General features: G+C 69.9%; 19 protein-coding genes. 7 read left to right on the top strand and 12 right to left on the bottom strand.

Features of this window, described 5'->3' with window-relative positions:
* Positions 1 to 75: 75 nt before the first annotated feature.
* Positions 76 to 1269, top strand: a complete 1194-nt coding sequence (locus tag ABIA33_RS12135; protein WP_370080342.1) for a PstS family phosphate ABC transporter substrate-binding protein — start codon at positions 76 to 78, stop codon at positions 1267 to 1269.
* 433 nt (positions 1270 to 1702) lie between these two features.
* On the opposite strand, the gene ABIA33_RS12130 is transcribed toward ABIA33_RS12135, so the two are convergent.
* On the bottom strand, positions 1703 to 2827 hold the full coding sequence (locus ABIA33_RS12130) for a low temperature requirement protein A (protein WP_370080340.1): 1125 nt from the start codon (positions 2825 to 2827) through the stop codon (positions 1703 to 1705).
* A 110-nt stretch (positions 2828 to 2937) separates the two neighbouring features.
* Entirely contained in the window at positions 2938 to 3795 is an 858-nt protein-coding gene (locus ABIA33_RS12125) for an MBL fold metallo-hydrolase (RefSeq protein WP_370080338.1), read from the bottom strand.
* A 453-nt stretch (positions 3796 to 4248) separates the two neighbouring features.
* On the opposite strand from ABIA33_RS12125, the gene ABIA33_RS12120 reads away from it, so the two are divergent.
* A complete protein-coding gene (locus ABIA33_RS12120; RefSeq protein ID WP_370080336.1) occupies positions 4249 to 4440 on the top strand; it encodes a hypothetical protein in 192 nt (63 codons plus the stop codon).
* A 12-nt stretch (positions 4441 to 4452) separates the two neighbouring features.
* Here ABIA33_RS12120 and ABIA33_RS12115 read toward each other — a convergent pair whose 3' ends face one another.
* Together ABIA33_RS12115 and ABIA33_RS12110 are read right to left on the bottom strand one after the other, a co-directional pair.
* Positions 4453 to 5091 (bottom strand): prolyl oligopeptidase family serine peptidase, encoded by a 639-nt coding sequence (locus ABIA33_RS12115; RefSeq protein WP_370080334.1) that lies wholly within the window; start codon positions 5089 to 5091, stop codon positions 4453 to 4455.
* A complete protein-coding gene (locus ABIA33_RS12110) occupies positions 5088 to 5963 on the bottom strand; it encodes an alpha/beta fold hydrolase (RefSeq protein WP_370080332.1) in 876 nt (291 codons plus the stop codon). Before ABIA33_RS12110 ends, ABIA33_RS12115 begins: the two co-directional genes overlap by 4 nt.
* Before the next feature lie 40 nt (positions 5964 to 6003).
* On the opposite strand from ABIA33_RS12110, the gene ABIA33_RS12105 reads away from it, so the two are divergent.
* Positions 6004 to 6330, top strand: coding sequence for a hypothetical protein (locus tag ABIA33_RS12105; RefSeq protein WP_370080330.1), 327 nt, complete (start codon positions 6004 to 6006; stop codon positions 6328 to 6330).
* Here ABIA33_RS12105 and ABIA33_RS12100 read toward each other — a convergent pair.
* Positions 6261 to 7145: an alpha/beta fold hydrolase gene (locus tag ABIA33_RS12100; RefSeq protein ID WP_370080328.1), complete on the bottom strand. Its 885-nt coding sequence runs from the start codon at positions 7143 to 7145 to the stop codon at positions 6261 to 6263. The genes ABIA33_RS12105 and ABIA33_RS12100 overlap by 70 nt on opposite strands.
* 150 nt (positions 7146 to 7295) lie before the next feature.
* Between ABIA33_RS12100 and ABIA33_RS12095 the strand changes: the two genes are divergently transcribed.
* Positions 7296 to 10070, top strand: coding sequence for an AAA family ATPase (locus ABIA33_RS12095; protein ID WP_370080326.1), 2775 nt, complete (start codon positions 7296 to 7298; stop codon positions 10068 to 10070).
* 172 nt (positions 10071 to 10242) lie between these two features.
* Here the strand turns inward: ABIA33_RS12095 and ABIA33_RS12090 are convergent, their stop codons facing one another.
* Positions 10243 to 10980, bottom strand: coding sequence for an SDR family NAD(P)-dependent oxidoreductase (locus ABIA33_RS12090; RefSeq protein WP_370080324.1), 738 nt, complete (start codon positions 10978 to 10980; stop codon positions 10243 to 10245).
* 22 nt (positions 10981 to 11002) lie between these two features.
* Between ABIA33_RS12090 and ABIA33_RS12085 the strand changes: the two genes are divergently transcribed.
* Positions 11003 to 11743, top strand: a complete 741-nt coding sequence (locus ABIA33_RS12085) for a GntR family transcriptional regulator (RefSeq protein ID WP_370080322.1) — start codon at positions 11003 to 11005, stop codon at positions 11741 to 11743.
* Positions 11744 to 11823: 80 nt separating this feature from the next.
* Here the strand turns inward: ABIA33_RS12085 and ABIA33_RS12080 are convergent, their stop codons facing one another.
* From ABIA33_RS12080 to ABIA33_RS12070, 3 genes are all read right to left on the bottom strand, one after another.
* Complete coding sequence (locus ABIA33_RS12080) at positions 11824 to 12705, bottom strand: hypothetical protein (protein WP_370080320.1); 882 nt, start codon at positions 12703 to 12705, stop codon at positions 11824 to 11826.
* 81 nt (positions 12706 to 12786) lie between these two features.
* Positions 12787 to 13872 carry an RNA polymerase sigma factor SigI gene (gene sigI, locus ABIA33_RS12075; RefSeq protein ID WP_370080318.1) on the bottom strand — a complete coding sequence of 362 codons (1086 nt, stop codon included), beginning with the start codon at positions 13870 to 13872 and terminating at the stop codon, positions 12787 to 12789.
* 450 nt (positions 13873 to 14322) lie between these two features.
* Positions 14323 to 15402: an NUDIX domain-containing protein gene (locus ABIA33_RS12070; protein WP_370080315.1), complete on the bottom strand. Its 1080-nt coding sequence runs from the start codon at positions 15400 to 15402 to the stop codon at positions 14323 to 14325.
* 389 nt (positions 15403 to 15791) lie between these two features.
* Between ABIA33_RS12070 and ABIA33_RS12065 the strand changes: the two genes are divergently transcribed.
* Positions 15792 to 16739: an AEC family transporter gene (locus ABIA33_RS12065; protein ID WP_370080313.1), complete on the top strand. Its 948-nt coding sequence runs from the start codon at positions 15792 to 15794 to the stop codon at positions 16737 to 16739.
* A gap of 444 nt (positions 16740 to 17183) precedes the next feature.
* Entirely contained in the window at positions 17184 to 17783 is a 600-nt protein-coding gene (locus tag ABIA33_RS12060; protein WP_370080311.1) for a Uma2 family endonuclease, read from the top strand.
* 176 nt (positions 17784 to 17959) lie between these two features.
* Here the strand turns inward: ABIA33_RS12060 and ABIA33_RS12055 are convergent, their stop codons facing one another.
* Genes ABIA33_RS12055 through ABIA33_RS12045 form a run of 3 tightly spaced genes read right to left on the bottom strand, consistent with a single transcriptional unit; the run spans position 17960 to position 20693 of the window.
* On the bottom strand, positions 17960 to 18190 hold the full coding sequence (locus tag ABIA33_RS12055) for a LysR substrate-binding domain-containing protein (protein WP_370080309.1): 231 nt from the start codon (positions 18188 to 18190) through the stop codon (positions 17960 to 17962).
* A complete protein-coding gene (locus ABIA33_RS12050) occupies positions 18151 to 18354 on the bottom strand; it encodes a hypothetical protein (RefSeq protein WP_370080307.1) in 204 nt (67 codons plus the stop codon). Before ABIA33_RS12050 ends, ABIA33_RS12055 begins: the two co-directional genes overlap by 40 nt.
* A complete protein-coding gene (locus ABIA33_RS12045; RefSeq protein ID WP_370080305.1) occupies positions 18351 to 20693 on the bottom strand; it encodes a maltotransferase domain-containing protein in 2343 nt (780 codons plus the stop codon). Before ABIA33_RS12045 ends, ABIA33_RS12050 begins: the two co-directional genes overlap by 4 nt.
* Positions 20694 to 20823: the final 130 nt, after the last annotated feature.

Genomic DNA, 20823 nt, shown 5'->3' with positions numbered 1-20823 from the left:
ACCACGCGCTTGACCAGTTAAATCATAAAAATGCGACAAGGAGCCGTATCAGTGAAACGCAGGGCGAAGCTCATCATGACCGCATCCCTCATCACGGCATTGGCGTTCGGGGGTACCGTGGTCAGTGCCGCGACGACGAACACGGCGACGGGCAGCGCCACGAAGGGCATGGTCTACCTGGCCGTTCCGCCGGCGAACTCGCTCACCCCGCTGACGCCGGCGCAGGACGCGTACGATCAGGCGCACGGGCGGCCGCTCCCCACTCCCGAACTACTGCAGCCCACCGCGGATCAGACCCTGGCGGACTACACACCCAAGCGCGCGGACGCCTTACGCGGCAACTACCACTGTGCAGCCTCCGACGTGCTGGCCGACCTGTCGAAGAAGTGGATCGCAGGATTCCAGAAGTACTATCCGGGGGTCCACATAGCAGTCGCCCCACCATACGCGGGAAGCCTGGGCGCGCTGGAACTCATCAAGGGAAACATTGACTGTGTGTTCGTTTCCCGCGAGCTCAAGCCGACCGACATCCAAGGGTTCCACGATGCCTTCGGCTACGACCCGTTGAGCATCCCCATCTCCGGGGGCAGCTACCGCCACTTCGGGTTCCTCGACTCCATCGGGTTCATCGTGAACAAGGACAATCCGATCGACAAACTGTCCTTCGACCAACTCGACTCGATCCTGTCCACGACCCGCAATCGGGGTGGAGCACCGATCACCACATGGGGCCAGCTGGGCGTGACCGGCGCGTGGGCGGACAAGCCGATACACATCGTCGGAATTCAACCGTGGAACGGATTCGAGGAGTTCGTCCGCGAGCGCGTCCTGAACTACAACGGCAAGCGCGGCGAATGGCGCCCAGGCGCAGCCATCGGTTCGACGCCTGCGGACCCGAACGTGCACTGGGAGAAGACGGTCTTCAACGTGGCCACGGACGTCTCGAACGACCCCTACGCGATCGGCTATACCGGCATGGCCTACGTCGACCAGCCGGTCAAGGTCCTCGCCCTGAGCAACCACGCCCAGGATCCGGCCCACGCACCTACCTATGACAACGTCTCCGCAGCAATCTATCCGCTCAGCCGGGTGACGTATCTGAACATGAACAAGCAGCCGGGACACGCCCTGGACCCCGTCCTGGAGGAACTGACCCGGTTCATCCTCAGCCGGCAGGGCCAGGCGGTCGTCGGGAAACAGGCCGTATTCCTGCCCCTACGCGAATCGCAGGCGGACGCCAGCACTTTCTTGCTCAACTCCGCACCCTGACCTTCAGGTTCGTCCCCGCCGTCGCCACGCGGATCGCTGGTGCGGTCACCGGTCGGGTGGCCCCGGGGGCTCCTCCAACGCCAGCAACTTGGACCGCCGGCAAAGGGTGAGGTCCCTTGTCGGATGAGGATCCGGACGTGAGACAGGCACGGGCCCTGCGTGATCATGGAGTTCTTCCACGCTCAGCGATCACACGCAGGACCCGTGCCTGCGGTGGCATTTTGCCTGCTCGAAGCTGTGCCGCCCGAAAAGTCGTCGCTGCACGTCACGCGGCATATCTGTACTCGTTGCAGCGGGACGTCCTCGCCCAGGTCGCGGAACCTCGCGCCACAGCACATCGCCGGGCTGCTGCCAGTGGTTGAGCATGTTGGTGTCGTGGACCACCGGCAACCCCGAGTAGCCACGGCCGCACCGACGTCCCGGCGTCGAGCGATCAGTCCGTCCGCCGCGCGGCCCAGGTCGTCACCGCCGCCAGCGCCGCGGTGATCACGGCCATCAGGGGCACGGCCGCAGAGGTCCAGGCCGCGGCCGGCACCAGGACCGCGGCCACGGGCGAGGCCGCGACGGCGGGACCGCGCAGCGGCGGGCCAACGCGCAGCCACCAGACCGTCGCGATCCAGGCAGCGAGGGGTACGCCGACAGTCAAGCCCTGCTGCAGGTGTGTGAGGTGTGCATGGCCGGTGAGGGCGTCGACGGCGACGGCGAGTCCGGCGCCGATCGCCGCGGTCGAGGCGAAGACGAGATAGTGGCCGTAGCCCCAGATGATCGTCGTACGCATGGAGCGCAGCATGCGCTGGGTGGTCCGGTCGAAGTAGAGCCACCACAGGCTGAGGACGATCAGCAGACCGCTGCCGGCCAGGACCAGCAGGTCGACATCGGTGCCGTCGCGCGAGTCGGCCGCGGTCTGCACGGCGATGGTCGCGGCCAGCACCGCCTCGCCGAGCACGATCATGGTGAACAGCCCGAACCGCTCGGTGATGTGCTCCGGGTGAAAGGTCGTCACCTGCGCCCGCTCGGCCCAGATCGGGACCAGCAACTCGCCCACGGCCACCGCCAGCCCGACATAGAGGTACGTCGGCTGGTCGAAGGCGAGGCGAGCGACCCATCCGGCCTGTACCAGGGCGTAGCCGACGGCGTACCGCAGGGCGGTCGTGCGCCGTTCCGGATCGGCCCTGGCAGCCCGCAGCCACTGCATGACCATGGCCAGCCGCAGGATCACGTAGCCGAGGGTGATGACGAGATAGTCGCCGGACTCGAAGGCCCGGGGTACGCCGGCAGCCAAGGTCAGCGCCCCGGCGATCTGCACCATGGTCAGCAGTCGATAGGGGTCGTCGTCGTTGTCGTACGCGGAGGCGAACCAGGTGAAGTTCCCCCAGGCCCACCAGATCGCGAAGAACACCCAGAGGTAGTTGCCCACGGCATGGCCGAGGTGCCCGCCGCTCAGGTCGTGATGCAGGTGGGAGGCGGCCTGCGCGACGGCGACGACGAAACAGAGGTCGAAGAACAGTTCCAGCGGTGTGGAGGACCGGTTCGCCTCGTCGGTCCGGCGGGCCGTCATTCTGCGTAGGTTCAGCACCCGCGTGCTGCGGCCTTCCGCGGCCGGTTCCAGGCCGACCGCTTCTCTGGTATCCCCTGGCATGGTTCGGCGATCCGTCCTTGCTGTCTGTGTCAGGTTCCGGTGCCGAGCAGGTCGTGGGCCGCGACCCACAGTGTGTAGGGGTTCGCCAGCTCGGGATGGGCGGCCGTCATTCGGTCGATGAGCTCGCCCGGTGCGGAGCTGTGTTCCAGCGCCGTCTCGAAATCGGCCAGGTAGCGGCGGCTTTCGTCGATCTGGCGGTGGGCGTCGTCGTCGTCGGCCCGTGGATCGCGGTGGCCCGCGATCAGGGTGTCGGCCTCCAGTTCCGCCACGGCGTCCAGCGCCCGCGCCCAGTCGGCCCGGGAGTCCGGTGTCGATCCCGCCAGCCACATGTGCGTCCGGTTGTAGACGACGTCACCGGAGACGACCAGGCTCAGGTCCGGGACATGGACGACGCTGGAATGCCCGGTGTCGGTGGTCCCGACCGGGATCACCGTGGCCGATGAGCCTCCGATCGGGATCGTGCTGCCGGTCAGCGGCCCGGGCGGGACGGGCTCGCCGGTCAACTGGCCGGGGAAGAACCCGCCCCAGACCTGCATGTACCCCGCTGAGATCTGCTCCTGCATCGCGGAGATGGACTCGGCCAGGGCCACCGGCCTCGCCTGCGGGAAAGCCGCCAGGATCTCCGTCAGCCCGAGGAAGTGGTCGGCGTGCGGATGGGTGATGTACACGTACCCGGGCTCGCAGTCGTGGGACTTCACCCACGCCGCCAGCTCCCGGCCCTCCCGCACAGTGATGAGGCAGTCGACCAGCAGGGCACCGTCGTCATCCCTGATCAGCGTCGATGTGGACGGCGGCCAGGTCGCCGGGCCCACCGCCTCCTCGAATCCCGGCACCGCACTCGGGATCGGCTTGGGATCCACCACGAACACGTCAAAGTCAAGGCTCATCGTCTTCTCCGGCATCGCTGACTCAGCTTGACCTCATGGTCACCCTCGGGGACGGCGGCGGAGTATCAGCATGTTGACTGCACTGCGAGTCGCGGCCGGTTGCCGTCATGTTGCTGATACCAGCCCACGGTGCGTTGCCGGATGCTGGTGCTCATGAACCTGAACGCAGCCACATCCGGGGGCGGCGCGCGCCTGCTGGCGGACGGGAGCCAGGTGCCGGTGCTCGGCCTCGGCGTCTGGCAGGTGCCGGCCGGGCGTGAGTGCGTCAACGCCGTGCGCTGGGCGCTACACGCCGGTTACCGGCATATCGACGCGGCTCAGGCATACGGCAACGAGGAAAGTCGGACGCGCCGTCGACGTTCGACAGGTCGCCTGTCGGCAACTCGTGGACCTACGCGTGCAGGTGCTGACCAACGCAGGTGCTCTCGACCGCGGCGACAATAGATCGCGGTGGTGAGCCGGTTCACCGGCATGGTCGCGGAGGCCGTCGGCGACCCGACGCTCGCGGACCGCACCTGGGTGTTGCTGACCGAGGCCGTGCCCGGCGGGTGGGGGCTGGGCGGTCATGCGAACACCAACGACGAACTCGTCGCCGCGGCGCGCAAGCAGATCGCGGAGCTGCGGGAGATGGCCGGGGACCAGTGATGTAGGCGACGGTCACGCCTGTTCGTGGATCCAGGCCTTCGCCAGCGTGGTCCATATCGCAGCCTCTCCGGCGTTCCGGGCGAGGCCGAGGCTGTGCGGGCCGTGGGCGAACACGTGCACGGCGTGCGGGACTTGGCCGGCCGCGAGCGCCGCGGCAAGGCGGTAGGCGTGTTCGGCGGGGACATAGGGGTCCTCCGCGGTGTGCCAGACGAAGAACGGCGGCGACTGGGGCGTGACCAGCGAATCCAGCGATGTCGCCCGGCGCAGCTCGGGGCCGGCGTCCTCGCCGAGAAGGATCACTCGGGCCGGACGGTAGGTCTCGGTCTCCATCGAGGTGATGGCGTAACCGAGCACGGCGAAGTCCACCGCCTCATCGGGCGAGGCGCCCGGCGCGAGGGCGGCCAGCCCGGCCAGATGACCTCCCGCGGAGAACCCGATGAGACCGATGCGCTGTGCGCCGGCCGCCCTCCGACGGCGGATCTCGGCGCGCAGCGCGTTGAGCGGCTCCGGGTGCCGGGCGCGGAGCGGATAGCGGAACACGCTCGCCCGCACACCTGTGTCGCCAAGCCAGTCCACCACCGGCTCCGCCTCGTGCGAAGCGTGTTCTACGTACCCGCCGCCGGGCAGGACGATCACGTGGGTGCCGGTCATCGAGGGCCGCCGAGAAAGGTGTCGACGTCCGCGGCGAATTCCGCGTGGTGCTGGAACAGGAACCCGTGCGCCGAGTCGGGATAGATCTTCACGCGAGCCTGCGGGATCAGACCCGCGAGCAGGTGGGAGTAGTGCGGCAGGATCATCGGGTCGCTGTCCCCGTTCGCCACGAACACGGGCATCCTCAGGCAGCCGAGCCGCTGGAGCTTCGCGTGATCGGGGATCCCCCAAGTGCACACCGCGTCGTACTGCGCCTCGCGGGTCGCCCAATTGGTCGCCGTGTCCCGGCCTGCGCTCCGGGCGCCGTAGATCCGCTGCAGGGTTTGCCGGCCGGCCCGCAGGCTTGCCGGGGATCCGGTGAAGAAGACGCTCAGGTATTCCTCGGGGCTGGTTTCAAGGTTGCCGACAGCGTCGATGACCTCAGGGGCCCAGCCGTGCATGCCGACGGCGCCCTGCGGCGCCGACGAGGCGAGGACCAGCCTTCTGACGAGCGCCGGCCGCGTCAGGGCGATCTGCTGCGCGACGAAGCTGCCGAGGGAGAATCCCAGGACATCGACCTGGCCGAGGCCCAGGGCCCCGACCGCCTCGATGAAGGCGATGGCGTCGTGTGCCATCTGGTCCGCGGTGTTCGGAGTCGTCCCGGTGGAGCCGCCGACTCCGGCGTTGTCGAAGGCGATGACACGCCGGGCCGGTGCCAGCGCGTCGATCAGCGCCGGATCCCAGTTGTCGAGGTTTCCACGGAAGTGCTGGAGAAGGACCAGCGGCACACCGGCGCCGTCGTCCGTCGGGCCGGTGTCGCGGTACGCGTAGTCGATGCCGTTCGCGGCCTTGACCCGCTCGTTCGGCAGACCTGAGTACGAGTTGAGCTCCATGACCCGAGCGAATCAACCGCGACGCGGCGGCGGAATCCGCATGTTGACTGCACTGGGCCGCCGCAGGGGACATGCAGTCAGGTTGCGGATACCGAGGTTGGCCCGAGCCCGGGCCTGGGACGCCTCCTTCGAGGTCGCGGTAACAGCGTCGCCGTTCGTCACCTACGCGTGCGTCGACTCCTGGCTGACCGACTTCCGCGACGACCTGCCGAAGATCGACGTCCCAGTGCCGGCGATCCACGGCACCGCCGACCGGATCCTGGCTCTGCTGGAGTTCCTCGCCGCCTGCCGTACGCGTCACAGGGCTTGCAGAAAGCCGACGAGCAGCTGGTTGACCTGGGCGGCGTGCGTCCAGATGATCGCGTGACCGCCGTCCGGTATCACCGCGAGGCGGGCGTCGGCCAGCATCACGGCCAGGCGGTTCCCGGTCGCGCCGGGCGGCATGACCCTGTCGTGAGCGCCCTGCACGATCAGGACGGGGATCGTGATGCGGGCGACGTCGTCCCGGAAGTCCTCCCGCCACGCGACCGCGCAGCCCAGGGCCGCGACCGCGGACACCCGGAGCGCGACGTGGAAGCTGTTCTGCCACGCCTGGTCGCTCACCCGGCTTCCGCCGATCAGGTCGGTGCTGCGGTAGTCGGTGTCGTAGTAGTCGATGTTGTAGTACCGGTCCAGGTATGCCTTGATCGCCGCCGGACGGTCGGCGGACAGCTCGCCGAGGAAGGCGTCGAGGACGCCCGGGGCGATGCCCTCCGGGTTGGCGCCGGACCGGGGCAGAAAAGGCGGCAGAGGCGCCAGCAGTGCCGCGCCGCGGACCCGCCGCTGCCCGTACGTTCCCAGGTACCGGGTCAGTTCCCCCGTGCCGGAGCAGCAGCCGACGAGCACCGCATCCAGCAGATCCAGGACTTCCAGCAGTATGTTCAGGTCCGCGGCCAGCGTGTCGTAGTCGTAGCCCACCGTCGGCCGGCCGGAGTCGCCGCCGCCGCGCCGGTCGTAGCTGATGACGCGGTACCCGGCCATGAGCAGAGCCGCTTCCTGCTTCTCCCACGAGCGCCCGTCGGCGAGGTAGCCGTGGACCAGGACGACGGGCGGGCCCGCGCCGTGGTCCTCGTAGTGGATCCGGATGTCACCGGTGTTCTCCCGGCCGACCATGACATACGGCATCACGAACCCGCGTTCCATCGCGCGCAGAGGACAGCATCCATACACTCAACCCTGTGCCGCGCAGCGGCCGTCCGGTATCCGCAACCTGACTGCACACGGCTTTGCACGACCGGATCACCTTGGCTGTGTGCGGGCCGTATTCGGCCGAGTGAGGGTGGCGTTTCCGCGATGACCCGTAAGGACACCAACGTGATCGGGCGGCGGGAGGAGCTGTCCCTGCTGCGGGAACTGATCGCCCCGCCCCACAAGGAAAGCCACGTTCTGCTGCTCCTGGGCGATCCGGGTCTGGGCAAGACCGTCCTGCTGGCCGAAGCCACGCGCGAGGCCAAGGCGGCGGGGATGCGGGTGCTGGCGACCACCGGCAGGGAGTCGGAGCAGGACCTGGCGTTCGCCGGGCTGCACCAGCTGCTGCGCCCGGTGCTGGACCGCGTGGCCCGCCTGCCGACCCGCCAGGCCGAGGCGCTGCGCGGCGCGTTCGGGCTCTCCGACGACCCTGCGCCGCCCGACGCCCTGCTCACCGGGATCGCCGTACTCACCCTGCTGTCCGAGCTGTCCGACGAGCAGCCGCTGCTGGTGGCAGCCGACGACGCGCAATGGCTGGACCGTGCCTCCCTGGACGCGCTCGCCTTCGCCGCCCGGCGCCTCGAATCGGAGCAGCTCGTGCTGCTGGTCGGCGCCCGCGGGAACGTACCTCCCGCCGGTTTCGAGCGGGACCTGCCGCAGCTCCTGCTGCGACCGCTCACCCGGCCGGACGCAAGCCTGCTCCTGGACGCGCAACCGCGCCCGCCGCACGGTCGGCTGCGTGAACAGGTGCTGGCCCAGGCGGTCGGCAACCCACTGGCACTGATCGAGCTGGCCAGGGTGATCGCAACGGATCCCGACGCGGGGCGCCGATGGAACGCCGAACCGCTGCCCTTGACCGGGCAGCTGACCGCCCTCATGGCTGCCCAGTACGCCACTCTGCCCCCGGCGGCCCGATCCGCGCTGCTGCTCGCCGCGGCCGCCGACAGCCCGGACCTGACCACGGCGGTTACAGGTCTTTCCGCCGCCGCGCTCGCCCCGGCGGAAGCGGCGGGCCTGATCCGCTTGGACACGGCGGGCCTGCGGTTCGCCCATCCGCTCACCCGGTCGGCCATCTACCATGCCGCGCCCTTCGCCGAGCGGGCCGCGGCGCACCGACAGGTCGCCGACGCGCTCCGCGACCAGCCCGACCGCCACGCCTGGCACCTGGCGGCCGCCGCACTGGAACCCGAAGAGCACCTGGCAGCACTGCTCGAAGACAGCGCGGCCCAGGCACAGCGCCGCGGCGGTGCCGCCGCGGCGGCACGCGCCCTCGAACGCGCCGCCGAGCTCAGCCCCGGCGAACCCGACAAGGCCCGGCGACTACTGGCCGCCGCCGAACTCGCCCTGCCCACCGGACAGGCCGACTGGGTACGGGAACTGGCGGGCAAGGTACTCACGCTGACCTCCGCCCCGGACCTGCGCATCGCCGCCCGGCTGGACATCGGCTGGTCGCTGCTGTGGTCCAACCGCAACGCCGACGCGTTCGACACACTCCTGTCCGTCGCTGCCGAGGCATCCCCGAGGCTACCGGCAATCGCTTGGCAGGCTGTCTGGATGGCCGCCACGGTCGCCCACCAGACCGGACTCCCCGAGGTCTGCGCCAAGGCCCGTGCCGCCCTCGACTTGCTCGACTCCCGGGACGGGCCACCGCCGTCGGCCCAGGACCGGCCCTCCGGCCGCGCCGACGAGTACCGGATCTGGATCCGGGCCTGCACGGACCCGTTCGGTGAAAGAGCCGACATCGTCCCCCGCCTGCGGCGCACAGCGGCAGGACCCCTCGCGGACCCGGGAACGTTCGGCGCGGCGGCCTGGGTCCTGGACGAAACCGAACTGGCGGTCAGGGTGCTGCGCGAAGCCCTCAGCCGACTGCGCGCCCCGGGCGTCCGCGGCGCCAGCGGCGGCGTGCTGTCGGCACTGCAATGGGCATGCGTCGACAGCGGGCGCTGGGACGACGCACTCGCCGCCGCCCGAGAGGCGGGCGACATCGCCGCCGCCTACAAGATGGAAACCGTCGCGGGCTCGGCCGACCTCACCACGGCCATCGTGGCGGCCATGCGCGGCGAACACGACCAGGTGGCACCGCTGCTGGCCCGCGTGCGCGCCACCGTGGACACCTCCGAATACCGCGGGTTCGCCGCCAGGATCTGGCAGACGGCAGGTCTCGCCGCGCTGGCCCAGGGCAACTACGTGACCGCGTACGCGCAGCTCAGCCAACTCTTCGCCGCCGACGGCACACCCCTGCACCATCACTTCTCGTACCTCGCCGTCGCCGACCTCACCACTGCGGCGGTGCGCGCCGAACGGCACCTCGAAGCGCGTACGTTGCTGGAGCGCGCGCTGGCTCGCGTGGACCCCGCGCCCGGGCCGCGGCTGGAACAACTCACGGCCCGCGCCCGCGGACTGCTCGCCGAGCCCGACAGCGCCGAAGCCCACTTCGCCGCGCCCCTGGCCGATCCCACCGGAGACACGTGGCCGTTCGAACGGGCCCAGCTTCAGCTGGACTACGGGGAATGGATGCGCCGGCAGCGACGGATCAACGATGCCAAGCCCGTCCTCGTGACCGCCCTGGAAACGTTCCGCCGTCTGGGCGCGGCACCGTGGACCCACCGCGCGGAATCCGAGCTGCGTGCCTGCGGCGTAACGGTGCAAGCCCCGCAGGGCGCCCCGGGCGCGCTGGACGGCCTCACTGCTCAACAGCGCGAGATCGTCATCCTCGCCGGACACGGCCTGACCAACGGCGAGATCGCCGACCGATTGTTCCTGTCCCCCCGCACTGTCGCCTCACACTTGTACCGCTCCTATCCCAAGCTCGGCATCACCGGCCGTCACCAACTCCGCGACATCATCGACCAGCAGATCACACCACAAGCCAGCCGCTGAGCGGTCTCGGGAAGTCAACTCCCCATTGGGCAAGGGCTTCGGTGGGCCGAGGACCGGCCGGTGCCGGTCCTCGGCGCGGTGCCCGGCTCGGTGGTGCCGACGTGGCATCAGGGCCTCAGCCGGTGGCATTCCCGCCGCTGGTGGCCGCACGACAGCCCGGTTCAGCAAGTGGTCACCGCGCCGCGTAGGCGCCGCCGTTGACGTGGATCACCTGGCCGGTCAGGTGGCCGGAATCGGGCCGGCCGAGGAAGAAGATCGCCTCCGCGATCTCGTTCGGGGTGCCAGGCCGCCGGTTGAACGCGGCGGACACCCGTGCCGCGACCCACTCCTCGGACACCGTGCCGGCGAAGAACTCGGTGTCCAGAGTGACCCCCGGTGCCACAATGTTGGCAGTGATCCCGCGGGAACCCAGCGTCCTCGCGGTCTCGACGTTCCACGCCTCCAGGGCGGCCTTGGCCGCGCCGTACGAACCGGATCCCTGCTTGGCAGCCACCGAACCGACGGTGACTATACGTGCTCCGTCCGCCAACCGCGGCTTGAGCGCCTCAGTGACCAGGACCGTGGTGAGCACGTTGGCCTCGAAGTTCGCCCGCCACGCGTCGGCCACGCCGGCAAGGTCGCCTGCGGCGACGGGCGGACGGCGACGGTCGGCGTTGCCGCCGGCATTGTTGACCAACACGTCGATGGTGGTCGGCAACTGGTCGAGCGCCATCCGAACGGCGGCCGGGTCGGCGGCGTCGAACGCGGCGTGGGTCACCCCCAACCGCTTGGCGGTGGTGGCCAACACGTCACTACGTCGACCTGTGATCGTGACGTCGTGCCCGGTCTTGGCGAACAGTTCTGCGGTGGCGGCGCCGATGCCCGTCCCGCCACCAGTGATGATGACGCTGCGCCTCGTCGTAGGGGTCATGGGTCAGAAGTCTCGACTCTTCATGTTCGAGATGTCAACGGATATTCGAATATCCGGACTCATGTCGAAGTTGTGTATCCTGCCGTCCATGTCAACCAGTGCGAGGACCCGCACGGACGAGGTGCACGCTCGGCTGCGGGCCGACATCCTCGGCGGGCGCTTCGCGCCGGGCCAGCGGCTGAAGTTCACGCCGCTGTGCCAGGCCTACGAAGCCAGCGTCGGGCTGATCCGGGAGGTGCTCAGTCGGCTGGCCGAACAGGGACTGGTGCTGGCCAACCCGCAGGTTGGTTTCCAGGTCACGCCGATTTCCGTCGATGACCTACTCGATCTGACCCGGACGCGGACGGATATCGAGTGCCTGGCCCTGCGGCGTGGCACAGAGCGAGGCGACATGGCCTGGCGTACCCGGCTCGTTGCGACCCATTTCATCCTTGCCGACACGCCTCGCCGCGACGTGTCCGCTCCAACCCGCGTCGCCCCGGCATGGGAAGCCGCCCACGCGAACTTCCACGACGCCCTGCTCGCCGGGTGCGGCAGCCCTCGGCTCTACGCGATCGCGACGGCACTGCGGGACAGCGCCTGCCTCTACCGCCGCTGGTCGGAAGCGATCGACCCGTCCGACGCCGCGCGCGATCCGGCCCAGGAGCACGCCACCATCCTTCAGCACGCGATCAACGGCGACGCCGACTCCGCCGTTGCCGCGCTGACTGCGCACATCGAGCTGACCACCACGTTGATCGTGGCCTCGCGCGCCCCGTTGTGAGCCGGACTGCGGGGTTCCAGGTGATCTTCCTGACTAACGCACCGGAATGCGGCACCCTTGTCCCGCAGTCGTCACCCGTCTTAGCGTGGCAGATCGCTGCTCATGTTGCCCACACTCAGTGAGAACGCGCTCGTCTGACCGTTCGCGACGTCGGTCCCGGCTATCACAGAGTCCTGTTGTCTGCCGTCGCTGGCGATCGACCAGAACGTGAGTGTCGCTGTGGAATCGGTGAGCTCGCAGGTCTGAACGGCAGGCTGGAGTTCGGCGGTGTTGCCCTGGACCCGCAGATTCCATGTGCAGCCGTCCGGCGTGCGAGCGGCGACGGTCCCGTCACCGATCTTGGCGAACGCAACCGTTCCGGTCTCGGCCGAATACGTCACGCTCCCGCCGGGGCCGTATGTCGCCACGATGTTCTGCAACGTCTGTGGGTTCGCCGGGGCATACGTCCAGCCGCCGACGAACCGCTGCGTCGAGTCGTCGTCCCTCCCGGTCTTCGTGCGTGCGCCGTCCTGCAACACGAAGTCCCGATCTCCGGTGGGAAGGTGGCTGATCGCGGTGAGCGACTCGTTTTCGTGGTGCCCCGACACCCGCACCGTCCAGTCGGTGATCGTGTAGGCCGATCCGACGACATGGTTGAAGCAGCTCTGGGAGCCGGCCAGGTCCAGGGAGTCGGCCCGTACCTCGAAGTTCCAGGTGCAGCCCTGATCGGTGCGCCCCGTCACGCTTCCGTCGGCGTTGTCGGAGAACACGATCCAGCCGATCTGAGGTATCTCAACCGTCGGCTGGCCGCTGATCACGGCGATGTTGCGCATGGTCGTCCGGTTCGGCAGGTCGTAGTTCCAAGTGCCCAAGTACTTCGCCGGGTTGGAGCCGACTGGCGTGACCGCGTTCGCCTGGCTTGTCATGACGGCGCCGGGAACGGCGCCGACCAGCAGAGCGACGGCGAGCGAGGCGCGACGCAATGTACTGCGACGTCGCCTTTCCGGCTTCCGGGTGTATTGCACTTCGATACCTCCGGTCGATCTCAGTTCAGCTGATTTCTTCTAGAACAGGGCACGGCCCGCGACGGCTACCGTGCCGGGGTCGCCGGCGACGTCGATCTTCGTGATCAGGCCGTTCTCGACAGTCAGGACCATGACGGCGAACAGCTCCCGGCCGGCAAACGCGAGCATCGTCGCCTCGCCGCCGAGCGGGTGCGTCACCAGCGTGATCCGGTGCGCGTAGTGGCGGACCAGGAGTTCAGCAACGAGTCCGGCGCCGTGGTTGTCCTGGCGTGGGATCGGCGAATCGGTCCCGAAGTCGGCGACTCCCCACACTTGTGGATGGAGCACGACCAGCAGTGCCTCGATGTCGCCGTTTCCGCAGGCGGTGATGAACCGCTCGGTGACGAGCCGGTGTTCCGCCGACGCGACTGAGTCGAACACGGCGGCCGAGGCCGTGCGCGGCGGAACGGCGCCGATCTTCTGTCGGGCGCGGCGTGCCAGCTGGCGGCACGTCGGCGCAGGGCTGCCGAGGACTTCGGCGATATCGGCGAACGGCGTCTGGAAGACGTCGTGGAGGATGAACGCGACACGCTCGGCCGGGCTGAGCCGTTGCAGCACAAGCAGCAGCGCGAGCCGGACTTCGTCGTCGAGCGTGATCCGATCGGCAGGATCCACCGGTCGCGCACCGTCTTGCCGCCTGGCCGTTTCCACGACGTCGCCGTCGACCCGCTCGTGCCGCGACCGAGCTGAGCGGATCCGGTCCAGACACAGGCGACTGGTGACGACGGTCAACCACCCGCGTTCGTCGTCGATCGCTGCCGGCGATGTCTCCGCCAACCGGGAAAAGGCCTCCTGGACCGCGTCCTCGGACTCGCCGATGTCGCGGAGTATCCGGAACGCCAGGTCGATCAGGTAGCCGCGGTTGGCATGCCAGGCCTGGGTGAAGCGGTCTTCGGCGTTCGGTCGGGTCTCCGGAACGGCCATGGTCGCGATTCCTTCCTCGTTGCGGGGCGCTAGCGGATCGCCACTGGAGACAGGACGAGACGGGCGCCGGGAAAGTGACAGGATCGGCCAGCGCTGTCCGACAACCCAGGAAAGGGGCAGACCCAGGGAGGTTGGGGCTGGCGCCTGGAGCGTGGCCGGCATCTACGTGAAGCTGCGGTGGAGTCCAGTTGAGTGGTGTAACTGACGGCCACTCGGTGGTCCGTTAACAGGCTATGCAGTGAGGGCTGTTGGAGCGGTTTCGTCTCGGTTTCTCCCTCGACAAGGTCGAGACGGCGAACACGGGCATCGCCCGAGGCAATACCGCTAACCCAGATGCGGTACCCAGGCCTCTCCGAGATCGTCGCCGCGCTGACGAAGTGGGGGCCGGAGCGCGGTTTCGCCATGGAGAGCCTCGCAGCCGTCTACGTCATTTACCGTTTCCTGTCGTCGATCGCGGCACACCACCGGCGACGCGGTGCCACTGCCCCGCCCTTGGTCGTCCGGTGGGCCTCCCAGGGCGCGCTGTTACCCGGTGGAGCCGCGACGGCCGCGGTGCCGGGGGCAGCATGCGGACAGTGCGCATGACGCCGACGCCGGTGCGCTCCGCACCGGTCACTGAGCCTGGGGCAGTCCGGCGAAGTCGCGGGAGTCGGCGTCCAGGTCGGCGCGGGATGAGGTGATGATCCGGACCTCGCCGTCGGTGCGGGCCCGCAACACGGCACGAATTCGCTCGGCCCGCAGCGGCCCCATGTAGCGGAGCAGGTTCCCGGGGGCGACCCAGGCGGCTTCGGCGACCTCATCGTTCTGCAGGACCAGGGCGGCGCCGGTGGGCACGGTGCCCATGTCGAAGACGAACTGCACCCCGGGCATGTCGGTCACGCTGGTGCCGCCTGCGGTGATCCAGGAGATCGCGAGTAGTCGACCGGGCGGCAGGTGCAGGCCGGTCTCCTCCGCCAGCTCGCGGCGCACAGCGTCCTGCGGGCTCTCCCCGGCCTCGATCACCCCGCCGGGCGGACCGAACGGAGCCCGGTTGTGGCACTTGACCAGCAGCACCCTGTCCATGGAGTCGGTGACCACCGCGCACGCGGCCGAGAAGGCCCGCGGGAGCTCCGCCAGGAAGCTTGCCCGCTGGGCTGGCATCTGCACCCGGGCCAGGGCTCGGCGTACGCCCTCGCGCAGCCGCTCGTCCTCCACGGTCTCCAGGGGGCGCCAATCGGTGCCGTGGACTTCGTCGGCCTGCAGGCGGAAGTCGGTGCGCTCGGTGGTCAGCAGGAAGCAGAAGTCCAGGTGCAGGTGGTCGAGCTCGCCCCGGGTCTCGCGGCCCGGGATCGAGAACACGTCGATGTGCACCGGGACGTCCAGCAGCCACACCAGGTCCTCGGGCGCCAGGCCGAGCTCCTCGTCCAGCTCCCGCAGCACCGCCCCGGCCAGCGACTCGTCCTGCGGCTCCAGATGTCCGCCGGCAGCCGGCAGCCACTTGCCGCTGGCGACGTGCGCGATGTAGAGGACCTGACCGTCCGGGTTCAGTACCACGGCGCTGGCCGTCGCATGCCCGCGCCACTCGCGGCGGTCCGTCAGGTCCACGCCCTGGTCCAGCAGTTCCAGCAGCGGCCCCACGAACTCGCGCTGGTCGGGGCGGGACGCGAGGTAGCGGGACGCCGTCCGGCGCAGGTGATCCGCAGTGATGGTCACGGGCGAACTCTCCTTGCTGTCTGTGGTGGGACCGAGACTTTCAGGTACCGCTGACACAGCGTCACCCGTCCGTGTCACCGGCCAGTCCCGAAGGGCCCGCCGGTTGTCATGCTGTGCGTCCGAGCGCATTCGGGGCGGTCTTGGTACTCGGGGGCGTGATGGTCGGCAGCCTGGGCGGCGCGCTCCTGGCAGGCGCGGCGGTGGGCGTAGGCGTTCCGGCCCTGCTTCGCCTCTCCCCGCCCGGGGCAGGACCGGAGTCGAGGGGGCCGGTGACCTGGGCCTGAGCCTCCACGCGTAGCATTCGTGATCATGGTCTATGCGAACAATGGCGTTCGATTGCCTCGGGGGCGGATGTCCTCGCGCGGATTCGCGTGGGAGGCGCGGCTGTCATGAGGCTCATATCCGCTTTCCTTCCGATCTGGTTGCTGGCCACGGCCGGCTACGGTGCCCGGCGTCACGGCCTCCTTGGGGACGACGCGGCGCCGGTCCTGGGCCGCTTCGTCTTCCATATGGCGATGCCGGCCGCGCTCTTCCTCACGATGTCCGCGACACCGCTGTCGCGCATGTCCGTCCTGCCGCTGCTGGCCTTCACCGCCAGCACTGCTGCCGTGGTCGGGCTGAGCTGGCTGGCTGTCAGCCGCTGGTTCGGCCGCCCGGCCGCGGAGCGGCCCATCTGGGGCATGACCGCGGGGTATGTGAACTCCGCGAACCTCGGGATCCCGGTGGCCCAGCAGGTGCTGGGATCGGTGTCGTTCCTCGCCGAGGTTGTGCTGGTACAGAACCTCCTCGTCACTCCCGTCATCCTGATCGCCCTGGACCGGGCGGGCGACCCGCAGGGGCGGATCCGGATGCGCCGTATCGCCTCCCTGCCGCTGCGCAACCCGGTCATCCTGGGCTCGGCGCTGGGTGTGGTTTGGTCGGTCTGGAGGCTGCCGGTCCCACCGACGGCCCACGCCACGCTGGCCCTGCTGGGAGCGGCCGCCGTGCCCGTCGGACTGGTCGCGCTCGGCGCGTCGCTGCACGGCGCGCCGCCCGACGGGCAGCCCCAGCCGCTGCCCGAAGCGGCACGGTCGGCCGACCGGGAGCTGGCGGCGGTGGCGGCGCTCAAACTGGTCGGGCAGCCGCTGCTGGCCCTGGTCATCGGACTGGCCCTGCACCTGACCCATGTCCAACTGCTGACGGTGGTGGTGTGCGCGGGACTGCCGACAGCGCAGAACACCTTCGTATTCGCCCAGGAGTACGGCGTGGGTCAGGCCCTGGCCAACCGCGGCGTGGCCGTCACCACCGCACTGTCCCTGGCCACCCTGGCCGCTGCGGCCGCTCTGCTTGGCCGCTGATCCCCAGTCGGGAGCAATGGCGTTCCCGGGCTTGCCGTTTGCGCTCCTATCCGCAGCTCACAGCTGCAGCCGTAGATGCGGCCGGCTGGCTGGTCCGGCGGGGTCTGGTGCCGCCCGCGACATCGTCGTCGGAGCGGCGGCCGATACGGTGGGTCGCGGCGCCCGCCCGCCCGATGTCGAGGAAGTCACGGCTGACGCCGACCGGGAGTCCGTCCATGACGGGGCTCACAGGACCGCGACCGGGTTGACGGGCGAGCCGGTGCCGCCGGGGACGTTCAGCAGCGAAGCCGCGTCCCGCAGCTGAGTGATCCGATCGGTCGGCCACGCCGCCCCGGACTGCCGATCAGTGTGGCAGGGCGCCCGCCTGCCACGATAGTTTCGTACCGTGCATCGGACGGTCGGCGTGGGAAGCCGAGGGTCCTCGCCGAGACGGAGGAGTCGGTCATGCGCGAGCCTGTGGACCCCGAGCTCTACGCGCGGATGCGCGCCATCGCGACAGAGCTATGGCCCCTGGCCGACCATCTGGAGGGATTCTGGGGCGTGGAGATCGGCGCAGCCGGCCCCTTCGTCATGATGAGCCCCGTCGGGCGGCACGAGTCGATCGTGTACCGCGTCGTGCGCCAGCTGGAGGAGCAGATCCCGCGCACCCATCCCGCAACCGATGTCATCGCCCAGTCCGGCGCCGAGATCGAAGACCCCTCGATCGGTCGAATGCGCAGGCCGGACGCGGTCGTCGTACCTCTCCGCATCCTGGACGAGTCGGAAGGGACCGTCGACGCTGCACAGATCCTGGCCGTCGTGGAAGTGGTCTCAAAGAACAATCCGGACAACGACTACATCGAGAAGGTCTCCGACTACCCGGCGATGGGCATCCCGCTGTACCTGCTCGTCGACCCCCGCAAAGGCGTGATCTTCACCTACGAGAACATCCTGCCCGGCCCCGACGGCCCCCGGTACGACCGCATCAAGGAATACGCGTTCGGAGACGACGTACCACTGGGCCCGTGGCTCATCACCACCTCGGACTTCAAACGCTACGCGTGACACTGACACGGTCAATGTCACGCGTTCGGCCGGGCTGGGTGTGGCAGTGGCCAGCAGGTCGTCGATGCGCCGTGCCAGTGCATTCAGTATTTATCGGCGAACCAGGGCAATCCAGGCGGGATTTGTCGGCGAACCAGGGCAATCCAGGCGGGCCAAGCAAGATCTTCGGCAGTCTCCTAGCCGACCTGGCCGGGGTGACCGGACCAGCGGGCCGCAGAGCGGCGCAGCGCCGCGAGGATGGCGGCGAGCACGGGGTCGGCCTCGGAGCCGGTTCTGACCGCGGCGAAGATGTTGCGGGTCGGGGCCGGGCCGGCGGTCCGACCCAGGACCAAGCCGGGGCGGTGCAGCGGCTGGACGATGCGGGGGATCAGAGCGATGCCGACCCCCGCCCCGACGAGCGCGGCCACCGACCGCCAGTCGCAGCCACCTGCTCGGCCCACGGGCGCAGCACCACCAGCGCCACCCCGCCCGGCGCCGGGTGCGGGCCCAGCACCCGGCGCGGGGCGCGGTGCTCGCCGGCCAGCAGCGCGCGCACCTGGGCCGGGTGCGGGGCGCCGGCCGGCCGGCTCACGCCGGGGCCGTGGCGGTGAGCAGATGCGCGACGTGAACCGCCGGGTCCAGCCGCACATAGTTGTGCTCGCCCCAGGTGAACACCTGCCCGGACAAGGCGTCGTGGACCTGGACCTGGCTGCCCGGCTCAAGGCCCAGCGCGGCCAGGTCCAGGCGGACCCAGCCCTCCTGGGTACCGGACGGGTCCAAGTTGATGACCGCCACCACCCAATCCGCGCCCCCGGGCCCCAAGGTGTGTTTGGACAAACACAGCAGGGCGTCGTTGTCGGTGGGGTGCAGGGCCAGGTTGCGCAGCTGCTGCAGCGCCGGATGCGCGCGCCGCAGCCGGTTCAGGTCCCCGATCAGCGGCGCCAAACTCGCCCCGCTCGCCTCGGCCCTGCGCCAGTCGCGGGGCCGGTACTGGTACTTCTCGGACTGCGCGTAGTCCTGCGAACCGGCCGCGGCCGCAGTGTTCTCGCACAGCTCGAAGCCCGCGTAGACCCCCCAACTGGGGCCGGCGGTGGCGGCCAGAACAGCGCGGATCGCGAACGCGGCCCGCGGAGCATCGCGCAGATGGTCGGGCAGGATGTCCGGGGTGTTCACGAACAGGTTCGGCCGCAGGTACGCCGCACTGGCCGCGCCCGCGGTACCCGGGCTGCCGTCGGCCTGCTGGGGGCCCGGCAGCCCGGCCAGCTCGGCCAGGTACCCGGTCAGCTCCGCCTTGGTCTCGCGCCAGGTGAAATAGCTGTAGGACTGGTGGAACCCGGCCCGGGCCAGGGCCAGCATCATCGCCGGGCGGGTGAACGCCTCGGCCAGGAACAGCACGTCCGGGTCGGTGGCGTGGACCGCGGCGATCAACTGCTCCCAGAAGAACACCGGCTTGGTGTGGGGATTGTCCACCCGGAAGATCCGCACCCCGTGGTCCATCCAGTGCCGCAGCACCCGCAGGCTCTCGGCCAACAGCCCGGCCGGGTCGGCTTCGAAGTCGATGGGGTAGATGTCCTCGTACTTCTTCGGCGGATTCTGCGCATAGGCGATGGTGCCGTCCAACTGCTGGTGGAACCACTGCGGATGTGCGGTCACCCACGGGTGGTCCGGGGAGCACTGCAGGGCGAAGTCCAGCGCCACCTCCAGCCCCAACGCGTCGGCGGTGGCCACGAAGTAGTCGAAGTCCTCCACCGTGCCCAAGTCCGGGTGCACCGCGTCGTGCCCGCCCGCCGCGGCGCCGATCGCCCACGGCGAGCCCGGGTCGCCGGGCGCGGCGGTGGTGGTGTTGCCCGGGCCCTTGCGCCCGCTCGTGCCGATCGGATGGATCGGCGGCAGGTAGACAACGTCGAAACCCATCTCGGCGACCGCCGCCAGGCGAGCGGCGGCGGTGCGCAGCGTGCCTGAACGCGCCGGACCGCCGTCGGCAGGCTCCAGCACCGCACCCTCGGAACGGGGAAAGAACTCGTACCACGACCCGTACAGGGCCCGCGGGCGGTCCACCCGCAACGGCAGCGGCGCCGAAGCGGTGCGCTGCTCACGCAGCGGGTGCGCGGCCAAAGCGGCGGTCACCGGCGGGTCCAAAGCCGCGGCCAGCCGTGCGGCCGGAGCCAACGCCCGGTCTCCCAACGCCGCCCGCACGCGCGCCAATACCGTGCGCTGCGGACCAGTCAACGGCCCCTCACCCCCCGCCTCCCCCACCCCATCCACCCACACACCGGAATCAGCACCGCCAACGCCAACGGCACCGGCATCGAGGTGGGCGTCGGGGTCGGCGTCGGCGTCGGCGTGGGGGTAGGGAGCGGCGTGGGCGGTGACGCGGTCCAGCAGAGCCACGCCCTCGGCGAAGACCAGTTCCAGATCCACTCCGGCCGGGACCTTGGCCACCGCCGCACGGCGCCAGGTGGCCACCGGATCGCTCCACGCCTCGATCCAGTAGGTGAAGTCGCCCTGATCGCCCACCGCCAGCCGCGCGGTAAACCAGTCGGTACCCGGGCCGCTCTCGGCCATCGCGATACGCCGCGCCCCGGTGCCGTCCCGGCGCACCAGCACCAGGTCGGCAGCCACCGTCTGGTGCCCCTCGCGGAACACCGTCGCGGACACCTCGAAACCCTCGCCGGGCACCGCACGCGCCGGACGCGTCCCACCCGCCACCACCGGACACACATCGCTGATCTGCAACCGCCCCGACCACACGGGCTCAGGCCACCCCCCTCCCCCACCCAGCCCACCCACAACCCCAACCGGGGACGCAGCGGCGGGCGGAGTGGGGGGCGCAGTAGTGGGGGGCATCGGGGGCGTAGCAGTCGTGGGGGGCGCGGCGGCGGCTGAGGCGGTGCGGCCGGCGCTGGACGAGTGGGTCGCGGTGCTCTTCACGGGCCTTGCCTCCAGGGATGCGGACGTGACGGACAGACAAAGACCGGCCCCCGGAACGGCTGGGACCGGAGCGCTCAGTCCCGGCGCCGGCGGCTGGCCGGAACCACCGGAGAGCGCCCCGGTATCCCCG

It is taken from the genome of Streptacidiphilus sp. MAP12-16 (genome assembly GCF_041262165.1).
Lineage (GTDB): Bacteria > Actinomycetota > Actinomycetes > Streptomycetales > Streptomycetaceae > Streptacidiphilus.
This window is presented reverse-complemented; position numbering and strand designations above follow the sequence as displayed.